General features: G+C 50.9%; 23 protein-coding genes. All 23 read left to right on the top strand.

Annotated elements, in window-relative coordinates:
• Window positions 1–7: 7 nt before the first annotated feature.
• The 23 genes from M1L66_RS31210 to M1L66_RS31100 all read left to right on the top strand — a co-directional run bounded on the left by M1L66_RS31210 (window position 8) and on the right by M1L66_RS31100 (window position 21,280).
• Window positions 8–991, top strand: coding sequence for an FgL, flagellar protein (locus M1L66_RS31210; RefSeq protein WP_434689549.1), 984 nt, complete (start codon window positions 8–10; stop codon window positions 989–991).
• Window positions 992–1,015: 24 nt separating this feature from the next.
• Window positions 1,016–1,606, top strand: a complete 591-nt coding sequence (locus M1L66_RS31205) for a DUF6470 family protein (RefSeq protein ID WP_055659071.1) — start codon at window positions 1,016–1,018, stop codon at window positions 1,604–1,606.
• Window positions 1,607–1,633: 27 nt separating this feature from the next.
• Window positions 1,634–2,080, top strand: a complete 447-nt coding sequence (gene fliW / locus M1L66_RS31200; protein ID WP_187023797.1) for a flagellar assembly protein FliW — start codon at window positions 1,634–1,636, stop codon at window positions 2,078–2,080.
• Window positions 2,074–2,352, top strand: coding sequence for a carbon storage regulator CsrA (gene csrA, locus M1L66_RS31195; RefSeq protein ID WP_025531624.1), 279 nt, complete (start codon window positions 2,074–2,076; stop codon window positions 2,350–2,352). The genes fliW and csrA overlap by 7 nt, the downstream gene beginning before the upstream one ends.
• Window positions 2,339–2,815, top strand: coding sequence for a hypothetical protein (locus M1L66_RS31190; protein WP_002605084.1), 477 nt, complete (start codon window positions 2,339–2,341; stop codon window positions 2,813–2,815). Before csrA ends, M1L66_RS31190 begins: the two co-directional genes overlap by 14 nt.
• 11 nt (window positions 2,816–2,826) lie before the next feature.
• Window positions 2,827–5,679 carry a flagellar filament capping protein FliD gene (fliD, locus tag M1L66_RS31185; RefSeq protein WP_434689546.1) on the top strand — a complete coding sequence of 951 codons (2,853 nt, stop codon included), beginning with the start codon at window positions 2,827–2,829 and terminating at the stop codon, window positions 5,677–5,679.
• 16 nt (window positions 5,680–5,695) lie between these two features.
• On the top strand, window positions 5,696–6,076 hold the full coding sequence (gene fliS / locus M1L66_RS31180; protein WP_002605082.1) for a flagellar export chaperone FliS: 381 nt from the start codon (window positions 5,696–5,698) through the stop codon (window positions 6,074–6,076).
• A 16-nt stretch (window positions 6,077–6,092) separates the two neighbouring features.
• Window positions 6,093–6,449, top strand: a complete 357-nt coding sequence (locus M1L66_RS31175) for a flagellar basal body rod protein FlgB (RefSeq protein ID WP_002605081.1) — start codon at window positions 6,093–6,095, stop codon at window positions 6,447–6,449.
• A 12-nt stretch (window positions 6,450–6,461) separates the two neighbouring features.
• A complete protein-coding gene (gene flgC, locus M1L66_RS31170; protein WP_434689543.1) occupies window positions 6,462–6,896 on the top strand; it encodes a flagellar basal body rod protein FlgC in 435 nt (144 codons plus the stop codon).
• Window position 6,897: 1 nt separating this feature from the next.
• A complete protein-coding gene (locus M1L66_RS31165; protein WP_187023800.1) occupies window positions 6,898–7,749 on the top strand; it encodes an OmpA/MotB family protein in 852 nt (283 codons plus the stop codon).
• Window positions 7,746–8,633 (top strand): flagellar motor switch protein FliM, encoded by an 888-nt coding sequence (locus M1L66_RS31160; RefSeq protein WP_434689541.1) that lies wholly within the window; start codon window positions 7,746–7,748, stop codon window positions 8,631–8,633. Before M1L66_RS31165 ends, M1L66_RS31160 begins: the two co-directional genes overlap by 4 nt.
• A gap of 14 nt (window positions 8,634–8,647) precedes the next feature.
• Window positions 8,648–9,604 (top strand): FliM/FliN family flagellar motor switch protein, encoded by a 957-nt coding sequence (locus M1L66_RS31155; RefSeq protein WP_434689539.1) that lies wholly within the window; start codon window positions 8,648–8,650, stop codon window positions 9,602–9,604.
• A gap of 1 nt (window position 9,605) precedes the next feature.
• Entirely contained in the window at window positions 9,606–9,980 is a 375-nt protein-coding gene (gene fliO / locus M1L66_RS31150; protein ID WP_002605076.1) for a flagellar biosynthetic protein FliO, read from the top strand.
• A gap of 137 nt (window positions 9,981–10,117) precedes the next feature.
• The gene (gene fliP / locus M1L66_RS31145; protein WP_434694360.1) at window positions 10,118–10,756 is read left to right on the top strand and encodes a flagellar type III secretion system pore protein FliP; all 639 of its coding nucleotides are present in this window, start codon (window positions 10,118–10,120) and stop codon (window positions 10,754–10,756) included.
• A 16-nt stretch (window positions 10,757–10,772) separates the two neighbouring features.
• Entirely contained in the window at window positions 10,773–11,036 is a 264-nt protein-coding gene (fliQ, locus tag M1L66_RS31140; protein WP_025532318.1) for a flagellar biosynthesis protein FliQ, read from the top strand.
• A 15-nt stretch (window positions 11,037–11,051) separates the two neighbouring features.
• Window positions 11,052–11,834 carry a flagellar biosynthetic protein FliR gene (locus M1L66_RS31135; RefSeq protein WP_187023804.1) on the top strand — a complete coding sequence of 261 codons (783 nt, stop codon included), beginning with the start codon at window positions 11,052–11,054 and terminating at the stop codon, window positions 11,832–11,834.
• Window positions 11,835–11,877: 43 nt separating this feature from the next.
• Window positions 11,878–12,939: a flagellar biosynthesis protein FlhB gene (flhB, locus tag M1L66_RS31130; protein ID WP_434694358.1), complete on the top strand. Its 1,062-nt coding sequence runs from the start codon at window positions 11,878–11,880 to the stop codon at window positions 12,937–12,939.
• A gap of 57 nt (window positions 12,940–12,996) precedes the next feature.
• Window positions 12,997–13,713 (top strand): cell division ATP-binding protein FtsE, encoded by a 717-nt coding sequence (ftsE, locus tag M1L66_RS31125; RefSeq protein WP_187023805.1) that lies wholly within the window; start codon window positions 12,997–12,999, stop codon window positions 13,711–13,713.
• The gene (locus M1L66_RS31120) at window positions 13,703–14,608 is read left to right on the top strand and encodes a cell division protein FtsX (RefSeq protein ID WP_434689535.1); all 906 of its coding nucleotides are present in this window, start codon (window positions 13,703–13,705) and stop codon (window positions 14,606–14,608) included. The genes ftsE and M1L66_RS31120 overlap by 11 nt, the downstream gene beginning before the upstream one ends.
• A 263-nt stretch (window positions 14,609–14,871) precedes the next feature.
• On the top strand, window positions 14,872–15,756 hold the full coding sequence (locus M1L66_RS31115) for a hypothetical protein (RefSeq protein WP_434689533.1): 885 nt from the start codon (window positions 14,872–14,874) through the stop codon (window positions 15,754–15,756).
• 91 nt (window positions 15,757–15,847) lie between these two features.
• Window positions 15,848–16,507 carry an ABC transporter ATP-binding protein gene (locus tag M1L66_RS31110; protein WP_051079379.1) on the top strand — a complete coding sequence of 220 codons (660 nt, stop codon included), beginning with the start codon at window positions 15,848–15,850 and terminating at the stop codon, window positions 16,505–16,507.
• A gap of 17 nt (window positions 16,508–16,524) precedes the next feature.
• The gene (locus tag M1L66_RS31105; protein WP_434689532.1) at window positions 16,525–20,232 is read left to right on the top strand and encodes an FtsX-like permease family protein; all 3,708 of its coding nucleotides are present in this window, start codon (window positions 16,525–16,527) and stop codon (window positions 20,230–20,232) included.
• A 121-nt stretch (window positions 20,233–20,353) separates the two neighbouring features.
• A complete protein-coding gene (locus M1L66_RS31100; RefSeq protein ID WP_434689531.1) occupies window positions 20,354–21,280 on the top strand; it encodes a nucleotidyltransferase family protein in 927 nt (308 codons plus the stop codon).
• The last annotated feature ends 189 nt before the right edge of the window (window positions 21,281–21,469 follow it).

Raw genomic sequence — 21,469 nt, 5'->3', positions numbered from 1 at the left:
GGGGCATATGAGAATTACAGAAAATATGATGACGGCAATGTATAACAGGAACCTCCAGAGAAATGTAGCGAATCTGGCGTCCTCAAACCTGAAGCTGACTTCTCAGAGGCAGTATAATCATGTTTCCGAGGATCCGGCGGCGGCTGCCAAGGCATTTACCGTGCGTGATCAGATCGCCAGGAGCGAGGAACATATCAATACAGTGAAAAATGCAGTGGGAGAGCTGGACACGGCAGATTCCAATATTGCAACGATTAATTCTATACTGGAGACCGTTTTCGAGAAGGCAACCAGGGCGGGCGGCGCCAGCAGCCAGGACATTCTGGATGCGATTGCCGAGGAGCTGGGAGGACTGAAGGAAGAGATTCTACAGACCATGAATGCCAGATATGGAGATAAATTCCTGTTTTCCGGTTCGGCAAACGGGGAGGCGCCATTTACGCTGGACGCGGATGGAAACCTGCTGTTTAACGGCAAGGCGGTAGACGCTTATGACCCGGATGATCCGGCTACCCATTTCAATGAAAATAAACCGGTTTATCTGGATATTGGCTTTGGAACCTACGCCAGCGGCACGAACACGGCAGGAACCGGAATCCGGATTTCCACATCGGGTGTTGATGTGCTGGGCTATGGTACCGATGATCAGGGACTCCCCAATAACCTGTACAGCCTGATTGGGAAGATAGAAGGCCAGTTAAAGGATGGAGATAAGAGCGGCGCCATGGACACGCTTACACAGCTTAAGAAGAAGCAGAGCAATATTTCGATAGCAACCTCTGAGATCGGTACAAGGGAGAAGCTTTTAGACCGCACGAAGGATCGTCTGGAGAGCGGCCTTGTCAATCTCAAGGAGACCCAGAAGAATCTGGAGGCGGTAAGCGTGGAGACGGAGGCCGTCAATAACAAGTCTTATGAAACAGCCTGGATGGTAACCCTGCAGCTTGGATCCAGCATTATACCACCCTCGATTTTTGATTTCATGAAATAATATCAGGAGAAGAGGTGTCATGACATGAATGTATTGAAAATTACGACAACGCCCATCAGGTTGTCTATGACGTCGCAGCGGGCCAGGCTGGACAGCGAGATCCCGGACCCGGAGATCGGCATCATACAGAACCCGGGGCACCTGAATATGAAATCTGAAAATATTAAAGTAAATATTGATAGCTCACGCTCCAGAGACAGCATGGGATTTAAGACGGCCAGGGGATTGATGAGTGATGCGGCCCAGGCGGGGCTGAAAGCCGCCGCCGATGCAACAGCCCAGTATTCGAGAGTCGGCAACCAGATGATGCAGATTCAGGATGGAGTCACGGTGGCGGATATCATGAAAAATCAGATGCTCGCGCAGACGAATGTGACGACAGGAATCGGATTTATCCCTTCCGTGGGAGCGGATATTTCCTGGACTCCGGCGGATCTGGCCATTGATTTCGCACCGGCCTCCGTGAATTTTGAGCCGAAGGTACAGAAGACGGAATCGGTTTACGTGCCGGGCGAGCTGAATGTAAATGTGGAGCAGTATCCAAGAGTGGATATCGAGTACATAGGTGAGCCCATGTACGTTCCGCCGAGTGCAAATCCGGCTTATGAAGAATAACATGGTGAAAGATGCGGAGGGAAAAACTTGAAGATAGAGACAAGAGATTTTGGAATCCTCGAAATAGAAGAGAAAAATATCATAACGTTTAAGCAGCCGATCTTTGGCTTTGAGGAGTTCACCCAGTTCGTTCTGGTCAATGATTCCAACATGGGAAATGGAATCTGCTGGCTGCAGTCGATTGAACAGAAGAATGTCTGCTTTATCATGTTGAATCCCCTGGAGGTAAGGCGGGATTACGCACCGGTGGTCATGCAGGACGTTCTGATCATGCTTCAGGCAGTGCCCGAGGACGATTTAGACTGCTGGGTCCTCATGGTCATAGGGGATACCTTCCGCAAATCTACAGTCAATTTAAAGAGCCCGATTATCATCAACCACAAGACGAATCTGGCGGTACAGGTGATCCTGGAACAGGATTACGCCATACGACAGCCTATTTTCGATGAGGAAGCGGGGGATGACGAATGCTGATACTATCCAGAAAGAAGGGCGAATCAATCAAAATCGGCGACGATATCGAGATATTCGTTACCGAGGTAAAGGGAGACAAGGTGCGTCTGGGAATATCGGCTCCTGAGGATATGAAGATCTGCCGTACAGAGCTGTATTTGACGGTTGAGAATAATAAAGAGGCATCGGATAAGGTCGACTTATTAAAGGTATTCCAGTTGTCCAGAAATTTACGGGCAATGACGGCCGAAGAAGAGGAAGAGAAGCAGGAGGAAAATCATGGAGATGCTTGATGAGATGCGGAAACTTCTCCATGAGAAGAAAGCCTGCTTTCTTCAGTATGAGGAGGAGACCAGCCGCATCGCCTCGCAGGAATACAGGGAGGCGGAAGAGTTTGAGGCCGGGATCGCGGCCAGGCAGCGCCTGATCGAAGAGATAGACGGAATTGATGAGCGGATGAAGGCGATGAAGCATTTTTCACCGGAGGGCAGGCGGCTCTATGAGATTTCGAAGAACAGGTGGGATTTCAGGACGTTAAATGAAGAGGAACAGGCACTTTTTTCTGAGGGTCAGGAAATCTTCCGTGTGATATCGAGAATACAGGAACTGGAGCCCGGCGCGCGGGCCGAGATGGAACGGGTCAGGGATCTTCTGCAGGAGAAAATCAGGAAGAACAACACAAATACGAAATTTACAGGATATTTAAAACAGATGGACCAGGGAGCGAAGGGCATGCTCTATAATCAGAAAAGATAGGGGGAAGCGCGATGTCATCGACGTCATCGATTAATACCGTCAGCAACAGCGGCAATAAAAACTATATAGCGGGGCTTGCCTCTGGCATGGATACGGAAAGCATGGTACAGAGCATGCTGTCTGGAACCCAGTCCAAGATCGACAAGCAGACCGGACTAAAACAGCAGCTGGAGTGGAAGCAGGATATCTACCGCAGCCTCATAACGAAGATCAATACCTTCAGCGATAAGTATTTCTCTTATTATGGAAGCGGCGACACGAACCTGATGAGCAGCAGCTTATACAATACCATGACCGGTGTCAGCAGTTCGTCGAATATCAAGGTCACATCGGTGTCAGGAAATGCGGTCAGCAGCATGAAGATTGACTCGATTGACCGTCTCGCCACGGCCTGTACTGTGAAAACGGCGGGAAATGTGACCGGAACACCGGTTGGCAGCGGCGCGGAATTAAGGCAGTTTACAAATGGCAGTACATATTCGTTCTCGGCTACGCTGGATGGGGTGAATCGTACAATCACATTTACGGCAGGTGCAGATGATACGGACACGTTAAAGAATATTAACCAGGCGCTGTATCGGAATTTCGGTACTGCGGTTGGTATGAAATATACACCGGCATCGGGAAGCAATAGCGGAACCATGGAATTAGTGCAGTTGGATGCAGCGGGAAATCCAACCTCCAATTCTGTGGACTCTTCGAGAAGAGTGATTATTCAATCCTCAGGAGATGCGGATACCGTGAAAAATCTTGGATTTGGGACTGGATTCTCCAATAAGCTCGATTACGGAACTTCCCTGAAAAATATGAACTTTGCCAATAAACCCCAGGGCGGAAGATATGAGTTTGAGATTAACGGTGTGTCAATCAAGGGGCTGACGGATAATTCCACGCTGAGCGATGTCATCAGTGCCATTAATAACAGCGATGCGGGAGTGAAAGTGTCGTATTCTTCAGCGGCGGATAAGTTTATTATGGAATCGACTTCGACTGGTGCGATATCAAACATTACGATGAAGCAGACCTATGGAACTCTGCTTACTTCAATGTTTGGCGTGGAAGCTACCGGAGTTCAGTCCTCTCTTTTTTCAAAGGAGCTGACGGGAAGCACTGCAATCGGTTTAGACGAGGTCAGGAGAGTATTAAACAGCGGAAATGATGAGAAGCTGGTGTTTCAGGTCGATGGAAAAGATGTAGAGATTACGCTGGAGGGGAAAACCGGAAACAGTAAATATGAGACCTCACAGAGCGTTTTAGATGCGATTAATTCACAGCTGGACCGGAAATTTGGGACAGAGGCGGTACGATTTAGTTCAAGAGAAAATCCTGCTGTGCCTGGAACCGATATGGTGGTGTTGACGTCTGCGGAACATAAGGTTGGTTTTACTGCGGATAATTTGACCAAAGGATTTGCGGCCAGTCTCGGATTCGGCGCGGGTGATAACCTGTTATCCGGGTCTGATCCGGTAGGACTGCGGGGCAAAATTACGGTAAAAGGAACCGCAGGAGACGTAACAATTGATTTAAACAGAAGTATTGATTCGCTGGTTCAGAAACTGAATGCAGTGGCAGGAGTCAGTGCCTCCTTCCAGGATGGAAGGCTTAATATTACCGGAACTTCAGGTCCTCTGGAAATTAAGGCAGGCACAGATTCCACGGGAACGGACAGTGAGGGAAAAAAATCGCTTAAAGCGCTGTTTGGTTCAGAAAATATTTCTTTGGTGCAAACGGCTCGTACCGTTCAGTCCAATGTAGTGTCACCCAGGCCCAATTCTGGATCCATTCAGATTACTTCACCGGATGGCACATTGCAGGTCATTGATCTGTCAGGTTCGAACGCGGATACGGAAATTGTGAATGCGATTCAAGCTGCATCCGGAGCCAGTGTGACATTTTCGAATGGAAAACTGGAAATTTCAGGCGGAGGAGGCAGTGTCTCCATATCCGGCATGGATGATGCCACAGACCAGTACATCAAAGATTTATTTGGTACGTCTGTTTATACTTACGACCCCAAAATGACCGCCCAAATCACCGCTGGTCAAAACGCTAAAATCACCGTCGACGGCGTTACCATGGAGAGAAATACCAATACTTTTGAATTGGATGGAATTACCATAGAATTAACAGGCACAACCAGTGCCGGTGCCCCCCCAATTAGCTTGACTACGTCTCGGGATACTGATAAAATAATAGATAGTTTAAAGAGTTTTGTAGAAGATTATAACACTCTGATTGAAGAGCTGAACAGCTATGTGGCGGAGGAGGCAACCTACAAGAAGTACGCCCCGCTGACAGACGCCCAGAAGAAAGAGATGAGTGACCGGGAGATCGAACTCTGGGAGGAAAAATCGAAGAAGGGGCTCCTTCATAACGATTCCAACGTCTCCAGCTTTTTAAGTGATATGAGAATGGTGCTTTACAGCAGTGTAGAGGACGCGGGGCTTGCGCTTTACGATATCGGGATCGAGACCTCCGATAACTGGCGCGACAATGGCAAGCTGATCATCGACGAGGAGACGTTAAAGTCCATGGTGGCGACGAATGCTGACAATATCCGGAAGCTTTTTACGGATAAGGAGCAGGGCGTCGCGGTAAAGCTGCAGGCGGCGATCAAGGAAGCAGCCAATGTCAGCAGCGGAAGTCCGGGAAGCATGGTTCGCTACGCGGGTACCAAGGATGTGCTGATTACCAGCAACACGATCTATGATGAGATGAAGCGCATATCCGAGACACTGTCGAAGTTAAATACCAAGTATGAACTGGAGAGGACCCGTTACTGGAAGCAGTTTAACGCTATGGAGCAGGCCATTTCCAACATGAACAGCCAGAGTTCCTGGCTGACCCAGCAGTTCTCATCATGATAAAGGAGTAATCATTATGCAAAACCCATATGCAAGATATAAAGAACAGTCTGTCATGACCATGACACAGGGCGACATGATCAATCTGCTGTTTGACGAGGTGATCAACCGCTTGAACAAGGGGCTCGTGAGCCTGGAACAGAACGATTATGAAGGAAGCAACGCCCATTTTAAGAAGGCGCAGGCTATCGTCACCCACTTATCAACCACACTGGATCACCAGTATGAGGTGTCGGGAGGGCTGGCTTCCCTTTATGAATATTTTAACTATCAGATCCTTCAGGCGAACATTAAGAAGAGTCCGGAACCGGTGGAGGAAGTTCTCCCCATGATTACCGAACTGAAGGAGGCGTTTTCCCAGGCGGATAAGCAGGTTCGGATGGGACATACCGGATGAGATAAGGAGCGTACATATGCCATTATTTGAGGACGCAGCGTTTCGGGCGCTGCAGAGCGGGCTGGATGCGATGTGGCTGAAGCAGCAGGTCGCCAGCCATAACATCGCTAACGTGGAGACACCGGATTTTAAGGCGAAAAAGGTGGAGTTTAAGCAGGTCTTAAAAGAGGCGGCAGATGGGAACGGTCCTGTGTACCAGGCGGTTGTCGGTACAGATAACGACACGGAGGCCAGGCCGGACGGGAATAACGTACAGGTGGAAAAAGAGGAACTGGACTTATGGAAGGCGTACACTGAGTATTCAGCGATGACGTCCCGGATGTCGGGAAAGCTTTCCACGCTCAGATATGTGATTAACAATACGGGTAAATAAAAGGAGCGGCTTATGGGGTATTTGGATTCTCTCAATATAACGGGTTCGGCCTTGACGGCAGAACGGTTCCGCACGGATATCATCCTGCAGAACCTGGCGAACCAGAATACGACAAGAACGGCAGAGGGAGGCCCCTACCGTAGGAAACAGGTGGTGCTGCGGGAAAATCAGCTGGATTTTAAGTCCGAGCTGGGCAGGGCTATGACGAAGGCGGACCGCGGCGGAGTCTATGTGGAGGAAGTGGTGGAGAGCCAGAATCCTCTCGTTCCGGTGTACGATCCGGATCATCCAGACGCCAATGAGGACGGGTATGTCATGATGCCGAACGTAAACAGCGCCGAGGAGATGGTGGATTTGATGGCCGCCACCCGCGCCTATGAGGCCAATGTGACAGCGCTGAATATTGCAAAGAGCATGGCATTAAAAGCCCTGGAGATTGGTAAATAACATGAAGAAACGAAGAGAAGAAGGAGGCGGTCAGGAGTGGTTAAATACCTACGCGGATATGATAACCCTTGTCCTGACCTTCTTTGTACTGCTATACAGTATTTCCAATGTAAATATCAGCAAGCTGGAAGAGATCGCGGCGGCGATGCAGCGTCAGCTGGGAATTGAGACAACCAGCGACTTAGAGGATGTACCGCAGGATCTGAAGTATCCCAGCATCAGTGAGGGAGCCAATGCCCCGGAGGGAGAAGGTTCTCAGTTTAACACCGGCAGCGGAGCGGGGGCGCAGTCTGCCTCATCTCTGGCTATGGCCGATATGGCGAAGGACATCCAGTCGTATTTCCAGATGGAGAATCTGGATGCCGTTGTCTCCGACAGCGAGAATGCGGTCTACATACGGTTTAAGAATGATCTGCTGTTCGCCCCGGACAGTGCGGTCTTACAGGAGAACAGCAAATCCATGCTGGAGGCTCTGGGAATTATGCTGAAGGACAGGCAGGATGAGATTATGGCCATCTATATTAACGGGCACACGGCTCAGGCGGCTAATTCTCTGATCAACGACCGGCTGCTTTCCTCTGAACGCGCCGATAACGTGGCGATCTACTTAGAGGAGAATGTCGGGATGGAACCGAAGAAGCTGATCTGCCGCGGTTACGGCAAATACTACCCCATCGCGGACAACAGCACGAAGGAAGGGCGGGAGATGAACCGCCGGGTGGACATGATCATATTGGGAAATGAATATAAGATATCTGAGGATAACATAGACGGTATGGAGACGATGGATCCGCTGTTTCCGGTCGACATGCCGGCGGATATGAGCGGGGGACAGGAAGGTACAGCACAGTGATAAAGACATACGATTTTAAATCGCCCAAGAAATTTACGAAAGAGCGCATGAGTACGGTGGAGAACTTATATGACAGTTTTGCACGTGCTCTTGCACCGTATCTGACGGGACTGATGCAGTCCTACTGCGAAATAAGCGTAACGGGTATTGTGGAGAGACGGTATCAGGAATTCAGCAATTCAGTTCCTGACCGGTCTCTTTTTGGCATGATTACCCTAATCCCTGACAACAAGGATTATAATGAGGCTCCTCTGGTGCTCGAGGTGGACACCAGACTGGCCTTTTTCATGATTGAACGCCTTCTCGGCGGCGCAGGCACGGAGTATGAGCTGAGCCGTGATTTTACAGACATTGAAAAGGCGATTCTCCAGTATTTACTGGGAAAGATCACGGAATTTATCGGTGACTCCTGGAAGGAATATCTGGACGTGGATGCGGCGCTGGCCGGCCTTCAGACGAATCCTCACCTGCTTCAGGTGAGCGCGCCCGAGGACGTGGTGATACAGGTGGAGCTGGAGGTGCTGATCGACAAGCTTTCGGCGGTATTAAATCTGGTGATGCCGGCACCTAATGTGGAGGAGCTGACTTCGAAGTTTGGGTATTCCTACGCGGTCAGCCAGAAGAAGGACGAGGCGAAGCAGCTGGCCAAGAGAGGCTATATCGAGCAGCATCTGCTGGAATCGGAAGTGGAGCTGCGGGCGATTTTCCACGAATTTTCTCTGGATGCCCAGGATATTCTCCAGCTTCAGCCGGGGGACGTAGTGCCTCTCAATAAAAAAGTGGACAGCAGCATTGATATTTACGTGGAAGACGTGGCCTGCTTCGAGGCGAAGCTTGGTCATACGAAGCTGCGCAAGGCGGTCGAGATTAATAAGGTATTATAGCCGGGAGGAAGAGTATGGGATATTTGGATCAGGAAGCGTTGACAGAGCTTTTGGAAATGGAATCGGTGCCTGTCTGCAATACGCTGGCTTCTCTTCTTGGCAGGAATGCCAGGGCGACGGTGACAGAGCTTGGCGAGACGGATATGGAGGCCCTGGTGGAATATCTGCCCCATTTCAATGTGGTGATCGAGGCAGAACGAACGGCTGAGGGGCTGCGTGTTCCGCAGCTGTACGTATTTGACAGGGCGGATATGGTGAAGATCTCCAATTTTATTATGGGACTGCCGGTAAATACGGAGAGTCCGCTTGACGAGATCGCTTTAAGTACATTAAAAGAGGTGGCGTCCCAGTGTATGGGAGCGGCCATGGATGATCTGGGTGATTTCCTGGGGCGTGAGATGGGCGAGATACTGACCCGTGTCACGGCATTTGACAGTGCGGAACGGATTCTGGATACGATCCGCCGGTGGGACAGGGAGCAGCAGCTGGTGCTGATCCGCCTCCATCTGGAGATCGACGGTGTTCTGGCGGCCGAGGTCATTGGAATCGCCACGGAGGAGCTTCAGGAAATCTTCGGAATTCCGGTCATGGGACAGGAGACGGCAGCAGAGGAGCCGGTGCAGGCGGAGGATCTGGCTTTTAAGAAAAAAGAGAAGACTGTTTCGTTCCGGGAAGTGTCATTTCCGGAATTTAAGTATGTGCCTGTGGACAATCAGGTGGAAAACATCGGTGAGGAGAGGAAAAAACTCCGGGATATTACGCTTGACGTGTCTGTCCGAATCGGCGGCACGGTCTGCAGCGTAAAGGACATTCTGGCCCTGCAGAAGGGGCAGATTCTGACACTGGATAAGCAGGCGGGTTCGCCGGCTGATGTGGTGGTCAATGGTAAACTGATAGGAAAAGGCGACGTTTTAGTGACAGATGAGAAGTTTGCCGCAAGAATTATTGAGATAGTCGGCAAGAGGGATTAATATGGCGGTTCTTAAAGTGTTATTTTATCTGATTGTACTGATACTGGTTCTCGTTCTGGCATACATCACCACAAGGATGCTGGGGAGAGGGATGAACGGAAGGCAGCAGTCCGGCGATATGAAGATTCTGGACCGCCTGGCGGTGGGACGGGACAGCTACTTAATGATTGTCGATGTTCAGGGACGGATTCTGCTTGTGGGAGTATCTCCGGCCGGTATCACCAGACTGGAGGAACTGGAGACTTATGAGAAAAAGAGTCCGGCGGAGGTTTCGCCGGACTTTGCGTCTGTATTTACGGAGCAGCTCAAAACGCTGGTCAAAAAAGACGGACGGCAGCAGGACGGAAGACAGAAGAGAAACGGGAGAGACTTATGATGAAGGGGAAAAGGAAAATTGCCAGGGGGCTTATCAGTCTGGCGGCATTTATCAGGGTGTCCGCGGCATGCGGACAGATCGCATATGCGTCGGATATCTCTCTGACGCTGGAGGGAAGCTCCGGAAGCGGAAAGCCCATGGATATGCTGGATATTATGTTCCTGTTTCTGTTTCTGGCTGTGGTGCCGTCTCTGCTGATTATGATGACGAGTTTTACCCGGATTATCATTGTTCTCTCATTTTTGCGCAATGCTCTGGGCACACAGCAGTCTCCGCCTAACCAGGTGATGATCGGACTGGCTCTGTTTCTGACTCTGTTCATCATGAGCCCCGTGTTTGCCAAGGTGAATACGCAGGCTTACGAGCCTTATAAGGCAGGGGATATCACGAGGGAAGAGGCGTTTACCCGGGCACAGGAGCCGATGAAGGAATTTATGTTAAAGCAGACGGAGAAGAAGAGTCTGGATCTGTTTCTCTCCATCTCAAAGTCTGAGGTGCCGGATGTGTCGGGAGGACCGGAAGCTTACATGAAACTGGGGCTGACGGTGCTGGTTCCGTCCTTTATTTTGAGTGAGTTAAATAAAGCGTTCACCATGGGATTTCTGATCTATATCCCATTTTTGATTATCGATCTGGTGGTGTCCAGCACCCTGATGTCTATGGGTATGGTGATGCTGCCGCCTACCATGATCGCACTGCCATTTAAGATTATGATGTTTGTTCTGGTAGACGGCTGGAGTCTTGTAATCAAGACGCTGGTTGCCGGATTCCGATGATGAGGGGGTACATAGTATGACTGCGGACCAGGTGATGGAAGTGATGAAGGAAGCCATGATGGTTGCATTTGAAATAGCAGGGCCGCTGTTAATCGTCAGCATTGTCGTGGGTTTGATCGTCGCTATTTTTCAGGCGGCGACGCAGATTCATGAGCAGACGCTTACATTTGTCCCAAAGCTTTTGGTGATTGCGCTGGTGCTTCTGGCTCTGGGGTCCTGGATGTTTAAGGTGATGGACGAGTTTGTGGTGGAGCTGTTTGCGATCATGGCGTCGCTTTAACGCGGGGAATAGGCTATGGACAACGGCGTTTTAGAGTATTTCGATGTGTTTTTGCTGGTATTTGCGCGTATGGGCGGACTGATCTTTGTCCATCCGGTGTTTGCTAGGAGGGGGATTCCTGCCATGGTGAAGACCGGCCTGGTGCTGACGCTCAGCCTGGTGATCGCGCCGGCGGCGGCTCAGGGAGTTACCGCCATACAGGCCTACAGCACCTTTCAGATGGCGGAGGCTCTGATCCGCGAGGTGATCATGGGGCTGGTGATCGGAAGCGTGTTCCAGCTGTTTTTCTATATGGTTTACGTGGCAGGAGATTTGATGGATACGGTGTTCGGACTATCCATGGGCAAGGTCATGGATCCGGCGGGAGGTGTCCAGACCGCTATCTTAGGACAGTTTATCAATGTGTTCTTTTTTCTGTATTTCTTTGCGACCGGCTGCCATCTTTTGACGGTGAAGCTGTTTGCCTATACGTATGAGGTGATACCCGTGGGGGCGGCCAGACTGGTGACTCAGGATATTGCCTGGTATCTAGTGAGTATATTTGGCAGTGTTTTTCTGATGGTAATCAAGCTGGCCCTGCCTTTTGTGGCAGCGGAGTTCGTGCTGGAGGTGTCCATGGGCGTGCTCATGAAGCTGATTCCCCAGATTCACGTGTTTGTTATTAATATCCAGTCAAAGATTCTGCTGGGTATTTTATTAATGATGCTGTTCGCGCGTCCGATCGGGGCGTTTATTGACTCCTATTACGGGATGATGATGAGTGAGGTACAGAAGGTCATGATGATGTTCGCATCTTAGGGCGTACCAGGTTTTATTCTGTATACAGAAGGGAGTGATGAACGTGGCGGCAGACGAAAAGACTGAGAAAGCCACCCCGAAACGGCGGCAGGACGAACGAAAAAAAGGAAATGTATTTCAGAGCAACGACGTCATCGCCGTCTGTTCTCTGCTGGTGCTGTTTAATTCCCTGAATGCGCTGGCCCCCAAGATTTACCGCACGCTGAAGACGGCTATGGAGTTGTTCTTTTCTTATGCTGCATCCACGACGCCCCTGGCGGCGGACGATTTGTCCGACAAGCTGTTAAAGGCCATGCTCCTGTTCGGACAGGCGGCGCTTCCCTTGCTTTTTATCGGAGTGGCAGTCGCAGTGGTCACGACGTTCTTTCAGACCAGGATGTCATTCTCCACGGATGTCATGAAGTTTAAGATGGACCGGATCAGCCTTTTAAAAGGCTTTAAACGGATGTTTTCCATCCGCTCGGTGGTGGAGCTTTTAAAGGCGCTGATTAAGATTACCATCCTGGCCTGGGTGATTTACAGTTATATAGAGGGGAGAATCCACGAGTTTGCACGTCTGATGGACGGTACGGTACAGGCGGCTTTCGTGTACGTTGGGGACACTGCGGTGTCGCTGGTGAACACGGTGGGGGTCGCCTTTATTTTTCTGGCCGCCTTTGATTACTTATACCAGTGGTGGGAGTATGAGAAGAATCTGCACATGAGCAAGCAGGAAATTAAGGAAGAGTACAAGCAGACGGAGGGTGATCCACAGATCAAGGGACGGATTCGGGAGAAACAGCGCCAGATGGCGTCCATGCGTATGATGCAGAATGTCCCGAAGGCGGATGTGATCATCAGGAACCCGACCCATTTCGCGGTAGCGCTGGGATACGATTCCAATGCGAACCGGGCTCCCGTGGTACTGGCGAAAGGCGCGGATCATCTGGCGCTCAAGATTGTGGAGGTCGGTGAGGCCAACGGAGTTTATATTATGGAAGACAAGCCTCTGGCAAGGGGGCTGTATGCCAGTGTTGAGGTGGATATGGAAATTCCTGAGGAATTCTACCAGACCGTAGCGAAGGTGCTGGCATTTGTTTATAAGCTGAAGAAGAAAGACATCTGATCCCGGAGACAGGTATTGATATTCGGGGAAAGGTATTTGATTTCGTGGATAACCGTGATGGAAAAGAGGAGTACTGTGGATAACACCATGATTTTATTCGACAGAGTGACAAAGACATATGGAACGGGGCAAAAAGCCCTTGACGATGTGAGCCTTCAGATTGAAAAGGGGGAATTCGTCTTTCTGGTGGGCAACAGCGGAGCCGGAAAGACGACGCTTCTGGAGCTGATCCTGAGGGAGACGGAGGCGGACCAGGGAAATATCGTGGTGAACGGCATCGATTTGAGGCAGCTGAAGGAGCGGCAGGTGTGCCGTTACCGGCGGTATATCGGCATGGTATTTCAGGATTTCTGCCTGTTTCCGGATTTTACAGTCTACGAAAATGTGGCATTTGCCCAGCGTGTCGTCGAGGCGGACCATAAACGTATGCGAAACCGGGTCATGGAGGTCTTAAGCCAGGTGGGCCTGGAGAAAAAGGCCGGATGTTATCCGGGACAGCTCTCCGGCGGGGAAAAACAGCGGACGGCCCTGGCGCGGGCGGTGGTAAACCAGCCGGTCCTTCTTCTGGCCGATGAGCCTACGGGAAATCTGGATCAGAAGAACGCGGAAGAGATTATGCGCCTGCTGGAGAAAATTAACCGTCAGGGTACGACTGTGCTGGTGGTATCCCATAACCAGGAGCTGGTGAAATACATGCACAAGCGTCAGATCGCGCTGCGGTATGGCAAGGTGATCAGGGATAACAGCAGGGGAGGTCTGATGTATGGCTTTTAGGACATGGCTGTATTTATGCCGGCTGGGCTTTAAAAATCTATGGCATAACAAGGTTTACACGGCGGCCTCTGTTCTTACTATGGCGGCGTGTATTTTTCTCTTTGGCATCTTTTATATCGCAGTCTTAAATCTGGACGGCGTGCTGCAGAAGACGGAAGAAGAGGTCTATGTGGCCGTGTTCTTTGAGGAGACGGTAGCACCCGAACGGGTGGAGGAGATCGGGGGGGTAATCCGTGAGAGACCGGAGGTCGTGAGAACGGTCTATACTTCCGCGGATGACGCCTGGGAGGGCTTTCGAAATGATTACTTCAAGGATGGCGAGCTGCTGGATGGAATCTTTGATGGGGATAACCCGTTGGCGGCGTCCAATCACTATCAGGTTTATATCGGAGGGATAGAACAGCAGGAGGGCTTCGTGGAGTATGTGAAGAGTCTGGAGGGAGTCCGCAAGGTGACCCACTCGGCGGATACGGTGCGTGCGCTGCTGCGTATCAAGACGGTCATATCAAGGCTGATTGCTGGGAGCGCGGCGATTCTTCTCCTGATCTCCATCTTGCTGATTCACAATACCCTTTCCGTCGGTATTGAGTCTCAGAAAGGGAAGACCAGGGTCATGCGGCTGATGGGGGCCAGGGAAGAGTTTATCAGTGTGCCGTTTCTGGTGGAGGGGCTCGTTATGGGGCTGGCAGGAATGTGCATCCCTCTTTTCCTGCTGTTTGCAGGGTACCGCTGGGGGGTGGAGCTGGTGGCGGCCGGACTCAATCTGTATGGCGGAGCCGTGAGTCTTCTGCCGCCGTCGGAGGTGTTTCCGAAACTGACGCTGGCGTCTGTGTTTCTGGGGCTGGCGACGGGAGTTGCGGGGGGCTGTTCGGTAATGGGAAAATTGAAGAAGTGAGTAAATCAGCGGCAGGATAACCGGATCAGGTTCCCTGCCGCTTAAAATGTGATTGACGCCGGAGTATATATGTAGTATGCTGAATCTATCGTTTCGCACGGACATTCTGTCCGCGAAAATCTGATAATCTATGTTTTAACAAGTCAAAAAATTATCCAAATGCAGTGAAAAAATTGAATAGAGGCGGGTGATGCGGTTTGGTGAATTAAGATGGATACACTTGAATCTGTTGTCATATTAAAATATAATAAAAGGAGAACGGTATGAGTGAAATCGCATATCAGAATAAGGACGTTACAGCGAAAGTGATGGCCGAAACCCTGAAAGGAAAAAGCCTGGCGGCGTTCGGACTTCCGCACTTGAAGATCATGGATATTCTGCCGACGAATCTGCCTGCCATTGAGAGCAATGAATTAAGGCTGGATAATTTATTTTTGCTCAGTGATGGGTCACTGGCGATTATCGATTATGAGTCGTCATTTGACAGAGAAAATTTCGTCAAGTACTTAAATTATATTGCCCGGGTGATTAAAAGGTTTGCAGTCCGCGGAGAACTTAATCAATTAAAACGGGTGAAGATGGTGGTTATCTACACTGCAGATGTGGAATGTGCAGAAGAAATATATGATCTGGAGGGGCTGATTCTGCTGGTAGAGTCGGCGTATCTTGTGAATCGAGACAGTGATGAGATATACAGGCGGCTGAAAGGAAAAATAGAATGGGGACAGCGGCTGACTGAAGAAGAAATGATGGAATTGATGATTTTGCCTCTGACAGTAAAAGGGAGGACTGGTAAGCAGGAGGCTATTGAAAAGGCAGTGGGGCTGGCGAGAAATTTGCCGGAGAAGGAGGAGCAGTTAAAGGTTCTGGCGGGAATTTTAACCTTTACAGATAAAGTGATTGATAAAATGTATGCCAAACGGCTGAAGGAGGAGATGCAGATGACACTGGTTGGACAAATGCTTATGGATGAGGGAATTCAGAAGGGCAGAGAGGAAGGCAGAGAGGAAGTCCTCCGGGCTTTGATTCAGGATAATATTGAGACCGGGATTTCCAGAGAGCAGATCCTTGAGAAACTGCAGAAAAGGTTTCAATTGAGTGAAGCTCAGGCAGAAGAGTATTACAACCGATTTTCAGAAGAGTCATGAATGGCAGGGACTTCCATGATAGAAAGTAAATAGAAGGAAGGCGGTATTTTTGGCGTTTGTTGAACTTAAGGACGTGAGAAAAAGCTATCATATGGGCGAGATCACCATCCACGCGGTGGACGGAATCAGTTTTACTATAGAGAAGGGTGAATTCGTGGTAATCGTGGGTCCCAGCGGTGCGGGAAAGACCACAGTATTAAATATTCTCGGAGGGATGGACACCGCCACCTCGGGGGAAATCCGGGTGGACGGCGTCAACATTGCATCATACTCGGAGAAGAAGCTGACGGGTTACCGGAGGAATGATATCGGCTTTGTATTTCAGTTTTATAATCTGCTTCAGAATCTGACAGCTCTGGAAAATGTGGAGCTGGCGCTTCAGATCTGCAAAAATCCCCTCGACGCGGAGCGGGTTCTGATTGATGTAGGACTGGGGGAGCGGCTTAATAACTTCCCGGCGCAGCTATCCGGAGGGGAGCAGCAGCGGGTGTCCATTGCCAGGGCGCTGGCAAAGAATCCCAAGCTTCTGCTCTGTGATGAGCCAACGGGGGCGCTGGATTATCAAACCGGAAAGGCTATCCTTAAGCTGCTTCAGGATACCTGCAGGGAGAAAAAGATGACGGTGATTGTTATCACCCATAATTCGGCGCTGGCGCCGATGGCTGACAGGGTGATACAGATAAAGAACGGGAAGACGGGGAGTATTGTGCTGAACGAAAGGCCGCTTTCTGTGGAAAAGATCGAGTGGTAGGGGAATATGGTGTTTAAATGAAGAACGCAAAACGCAAGGACTTTATGGTTGAAATAGGGCGCAGCATGAACCGGTTTTTATCGATTCTTTTTATTGTTGCGCTCGGAGTTGCGTTTTTTGCGGGAATCCGCTCCACAAGACCAGACATGGAGCTGTCCGCCGATGCCTATTATGATGAAACGAATTTGATGGATATCCGCATAGTCGGCACCCTGGGCCTGACGGAGGATGACGTGGAGGCGGTGCGCCAGCTCCCGGAGACGGAGTACGCGGAAGGCGCCTATACCACAGATGTGCTCTGCGAAGGCGCGGACCGGGAGAAGACTGTGCGGATTTTTTCGATGAGCAGATCGATCAACCAGTTTACACTGCTGGAGGGCCGGATGCCGGAGCGGGCCGGCGAATGCATGATGGACAGGGGAAAGGCGTATCAGGGACAGTTCGCACTGGGGGACACGGTAAAAGTCTATTCCGGCACGGATGATGCGCTTTCCGACACGCTGAAATACGATTCGTTTACGATCGTGGGTATCGGCATGTCTTCCCGGTACCTGTCTCTGGAACGGGGGACGACGACCATCGGAGATGGAAGTCTCGATACTTTTATGGCTGTAATACCTGATAATTTCAGCATGGAGGTATTTACCGACATTTATGTCCAGACGAAGGAGGGAAAAGCTTTTCTGTCCTATTCGGATGAGTACCAGGACTATATGGACCGCGTAACGAAAGAGATTGAGGATACGCTCTCAGAACCGCGTTCTGCCGTACGGTACCGAGAGGTGACAGACGAGGCGAACCGAAAGCTGAATGACGCCAGAAGAGAGCTGACGGAAAAGACGGCGGAGACGGACCGGAAGCTCGACGACGCGGCCCGGCAGATCGCAGACGCGCAGAAGAAGATTGACGAGGGAAAGACAGACATTTTAAAAGGACGGGCGGATCTGGAAAAGGGAAAAAATGATTTAGAAAATGCAAAAAACGATCTGGAAGACGGAAAGCGGACGCTGGCGGAAAAGGAGCAGGAGTTAGAAGACGCCAAAGTGACACTGGCGGAGAAAGAACAGGAATTGGAAGACGGGAAAGTGACGCTGGCGGAAAAGGAACAGGAGCTGGAGGACGCCAGGAAGGAAGTTGCCGACAAGGAACAGGAGCTGGAGGACGCCCGCAGGAAATTCGACGAGGAGCTGCCGGGAGCCCGTATGGAACTGGATGACGGATGGCTGGATTACGAGATCGGGTTGGAAGAATATGAAGAGGGAAAGGAAGAGCTGGAGGAACAGCAGGAAACCCTGAAGGAGGGCTGGAAAGAGTACCGGAAGAACGCGCCGGAGGTGGAACGAAATTTAAAGAAAGCCTTAAATGGGCTTCTGTCCATGGGCATTCCCCTGGATATAACGCCTTCTGAGATCGGCCGCATCCAGGTGGAGGACTTTTTAATTGATGCGTATGCGCCTTATCTGGAGATGATACCAGGCGGTGAGGGGGCGCTTCTGGTGGAAGGAGTACATACGATACAGGCCTCCTATCAGGAACTGACTTACGGTGACGCGGCCGTGAAAGAAGGAAAAAAGGAGCTGGCGAAGGCGAAGAGGGAGCTGGCAAAGGGGAAAAAGAAGCTGGATCAGGGCGAGATGAAGCTGAAAAACGCCCGGCGCAAGCTGGATGAGGGAGAAGAACAGCTGGCGGATGCCCGACAGAAGATTATAGACGGCGAGCAGAAGGTGACGGATGCAAAACAGGATATTGCCGATGGTGAGGGAAAGATTGCGGACGCTCACCGGGACATTGCCGATGGAGAAGTGAAGATCGCGGATGCCCACCGGGACATAGCAGACGGAGAGTCAAAGATTCCAAAGGCGGAAAAGGATATCGCAAAGGGTGAGGCGAATATTGAGGAGGCGCAGAAGAAGCTGGACGACGGCGAGGCGGATTTGGCGGAGGCGAAGGTCAAGTACGAGGATTCCAGGCAGGAGGCGGAGGAAAAGATCGCGGATGCGGGTAAGAAGATTGACGACGCCCAGAAGGACATTGACGATATCAAGGAGCCGGAGTGGTACGTACTGGACAGAAACGCGATCCAGACGTATGTGGAGTTTGGCAGCGACGCGGAACGGATCGGGGCGATCGGGAAGGTATTCCCCTTTATCTTCTTCCTGGTGGCGGCTCTCGTCAGCCTGACCACTATGACCCGTATGGTGGAGGAACAGCGGCTGCAGATCGGAACGCTAAAAGCGCTGGGATACGGGAAATGGAGCATTGCCTCCAAGTATATCGGCTACGCCCTGGCGGCCACGCTGGCCGGAAGCATTCTGGGTGCGGCGGCGGGAGAGAAGCTGCTTCCCTACGTCATTATGACGGCGTATTTTATCCTGTATGAGAATCTTCCGGTTATGCTGACTCCGTTTAACCTCTATTATGCGTTTCTGGCCTCCGGTCTGGCTCTGGCGTGTACGGTTCTGGCAACCGTATTTTCCAGTTACAAGGAACTGCTGTCGTCGCCGGCGGCGCTGATGCGGCCGGTACCGCCGAAGCAGGGAAAACGGGTGCTGCTGGAATACGTGACACCGCTGTGGAAACGGCTTAAGTTCATACAAAAGGCCACAGTGCGCAATTTGTTCCGCTATAAAAAACGGTGTCTGATGACAATCTTCGGAACCGGCGGATGCATGGCGCTGCTCCTGGTGGGGTTTGGTTTAAATGACTCCATTTCCACACTGGGCGAGAAGCAGTATAACGATATCTGGACGTACGATGTGCTGGTACAGACAGACGACGAGGCGGATGAAGCGGAGCAGAAGGCGCTCCGGTCCTTTGTCTCCCAGGGAGATGTGGACGCGTGGCTCCGGGTGGAGGAAACCATCCTCGATGTCTCGGCAGGCGATGTGACAAAGGAAGCCTATTTATTTGTTCCGGAGGACTTGGAGGAGGTGGACCGGTTCGTCCACCTGCGCAGCAGGGAGAGCCGGGAGGCGTATGCTCTGGATGACGACCACGTGCTGATTACGGAGAAAATGGCGGGGCTGTTGAATGTAAAGAAAGGCGATACCATTTATCTGAAGGAGGATGAGGGGGTGCTTTATCCTGTGGTGGTGGGAGGAATTGCAGAAAATTATCTTCATCATTACGTGTATATGACACCGGCTCTGTATGAGAAGGTCTATGGAAAGGCGCCTGAGTATAACACCATGTTTCTTGATATAAAGGATTTGAATGAGGAGACGCAGAACCGGCTGGGGACGGAGCTTCTGTCTTTCGATTCCGTGATGACGGTGACCTTTATCGGCACGATGCGGGGGCAGATCAGCGATATGCTGGACAGTCTGAATGTGGTAATCTGGGTACTCATTATATCGGCGGGGCTTCTGGCCTTTGTAGTGCTCTATAACCTGAATAATATCAATATCAACGAACGCCAGCGGGAACTTGCGACAATGAAGGTGCTGGGATTTTACAATCCGGAGCTGGCGGCCTACGTATACCGGGAAAATATTATGCTTACCATACTCGGGAGCATGGTTGGCATCGTGATGGGATATTTCCTGCACCGCTACGTGATGACCACGGTGGAGGTGGATATGCTGATGTTCGGGAGGCAGATCAGACCTATAAGCTACGCATATAGTGTTTTGATGACTTATGCGTTTTCCGCGTTCGTAAATCTCGTCATGTATTATAAGCTGAAGGGAATTGATATGGTGGAATCGCTCAAGAGTGTGGAATAATCACGTTTTTTGTGTTATACTAAGGGCACTTAATAAAAAAACAGACGGGAACACCCCGGCAGGATGCGTCCGGCCCGAGGTGTTCCGGTCTGTGAAAGAACAAAAACAGAGGAGAAGCATTATGAAAAATACGGCATTAGTGATTATGGCGGCAGGCATCGGAAGCCGGTTCGGCGGCGGAATCAAGCAGTTGGAGCCGGTAGGACCCAGTGGCGAGATTATCATGGACTATTCGATTCATGACGCGCTGGAGGCCGGATTTAACAAGATCGTGTTCATCATCCGGAAGGACCTGGAGGAGGACTTTAAGGAGATCATAGGGAGACGGATCGAGAGGATTGCCCCTGTAGAGTACGCGTATCAGGAACTTACCGATCTTCCGGCTGGATATGAGAAGCCCGCAGACAGGACGAAACCATGGGGAACGGGCCAGGCGATTCTGTGCGCGAAGCAGGTGATCCATGAGCCGTTTATCGTCATCAATGCGGACGATTATTATGGAAAAGAGGGATTTAAGAAGATCCACGAGTACATGGTGAATCAGATGGATACGGAATCAGAGGTATTCGATATCTGCATGGGCGGATTTATCCTGGGAAACACATTGAGTGAGAACGGCGGAGTTACCCGCGGAGTATGCCAGGTGGACGATAACGGTGTGCTGGTCGACGTAACTGAGACGTATGAGCTTCAGAAGGACGGAGATGTGGCGAGAGGCCGTGACGATGACGGCAATCCGGTGGAAGTGCCGATCGGCCAGCATGTGTCCATGAATATGTGGGGACTCGCCCCGGCATTTTTAGAGGAACTGGAGCGCGGATTCCCTGTGTTTTTAGACGGCCTGAAGGAAGGCGACATCAAGACGGAGTATCTGCTTCCGAGGATTATCGACCGTCTTGTACGTGCGGGACGTGCCCGCGTGACGGTTCTGGAGACACCGGATAAGTGGTTTGGAGTTACTTACCGGGAAGACAAGCCGACGGTAGCGGCGGCGATTAAGGAACTGGTAGCAGACGGCGTTTATCCGGAGAAGCTGTTTGCTCGTTAGGTATGGGGATTCTTTTTTGGGGGGAGTTACGCCGAAAAATCGGGGAGCGGTCAGGGGCGGGGGAACCATGTTTGTTTCGTGTCCGTCTTGCTTCCTACTCGCCATAAGAAAGTCCGAGCCTGGCGTACACACCAAAGGAAGGTGTGTTCGCCAGGCTCGGACTTTCTTATGACTCGTATCCAGATGCCG

The sequence above is a fragment of the Hungatella sp. SB206 genome, assembly GCF_051132295.1.
In the GTDB taxonomy this organism is placed as follows: Bacteria; Bacillota; Clostridia; order Lachnospirales; family Lachnospiraceae; genus Hungatella; species Hungatella effluvii.
The sequence above is the reverse complement of the archived record's forward strand: the minus strand, read 5'-3'. Positions and strand labels throughout refer to the sequence as shown.

Bases quoted from the DNA above. Each gene is read 5' to 3' on its own strand.
- M1L66_RS31205 (WP_055659071.1), top strand. From the start codon at position 1,016: ATGAATGTATTGAAAATTACGACAACGCCCATCAGGTTGTCTATGACG.
- fliQ (WP_025532318.1), top strand. From the start codon at position 10,773: ATGACTGCGGACCAGGTGATGGAAGTGATGAAGGAAGCCATGATGGTT.
- M1L66_RS31190 (WP_002605084.1), top strand. From the start codon at position 2,339: ATGGAGATGCTTGATGAGATGCGGAAACTTCTCCATGAGAAGAAAGCC.
- M1L66_RS31135 (WP_187023804.1), top strand. From the start codon at position 11,052: ATGGACAACGGCGTTTTAGAGTATTTCGATGTGTTTTTGCTGGTATTT.
- csrA (WP_025531624.1), top strand. From the start codon at position 2,074: ATGCTGATACTATCCAGAAAGAAGGGCGAATCAATCAAAATCGGCGAC.
- M1L66_RS31115 (WP_434689533.1), top strand. From the start codon at position 14,872: ATGAGTGAAATCGCATATCAGAATAAGGACGTTACAGCGAAAGTGATG.
- fliP (WP_434694360.1), top strand. From the start codon at position 10,118: ATGGATATGCTGGATATTATGTTCCTGTTTCTGTTTCTGGCTGTGGTG.
- M1L66_RS31120 (WP_434689535.1), top strand. From the start codon at position 13,703: ATGGCTTTTAGGACATGGCTGTATTTATGCCGGCTGGGCTTTAAAAAT.
- fliO (WP_002605076.1), top strand. From the start codon at position 9,606: ATGGCGGTTCTTAAAGTGTTATTTTATCTGATTGTACTGATACTGGTT.
- fliS (WP_002605082.1), top strand. From the start codon at position 5,696: ATGCAAAACCCATATGCAAGATATAAAGAACAGTCTGTCATGACCATG.
- M1L66_RS31165 (WP_187023800.1), top strand. From the start codon at position 6,898: ATGAAGAAACGAAGAGAAGAAGGAGGCGGTCAGGAGTGGTTAAATACC.
- M1L66_RS31100 (WP_434689531.1), top strand. From the start codon at position 20,354: ATGAAAAATACGGCATTAGTGATTATGGCGGCAGGCATCGGAAGCCGG.
- M1L66_RS31110 (WP_051079379.1), top strand. From the start codon at position 15,848: ATGGGCGAGATCACCATCCACGCGGTGGACGGAATCAGTTTTACTATA.
- M1L66_RS31175 (WP_002605081.1), top strand. From the start codon at position 6,093: ATGCCATTATTTGAGGACGCAGCGTTTCGGGCGCTGCAGAGCGGGCTG.
- M1L66_RS31210 (WP_434689549.1), top strand. From the start codon at position 8: ATGAGAATTACAGAAAATATGATGACGGCAATGTATAACAGGAACCTC.
- flgC (WP_434689543.1), top strand. From the start codon at position 6,462: ATGGGGTATTTGGATTCTCTCAATATAACGGGTTCGGCCTTGACGGCA.
- ftsE (WP_187023805.1), top strand. From the start codon at position 12,997: ATGGAAAAGAGGAGTACTGTGGATAACACCATGATTTTATTCGACAGA.
- M1L66_RS31105 (WP_434689532.1), top strand. From the start codon at position 16,525: ATGAAGAACGCAAAACGCAAGGACTTTATGGTTGAAATAGGGCGCAGC.
- fliD (WP_434689546.1), top strand. From the start codon at position 2,827: ATGTCATCGACGTCATCGATTAATACCGTCAGCAACAGCGGCAATAAA.
- M1L66_RS31155 (WP_434689539.1), top strand. From the start codon at position 8,648: ATGGGATATTTGGATCAGGAAGCGTTGACAGAGCTTTTGGAAATGGAA.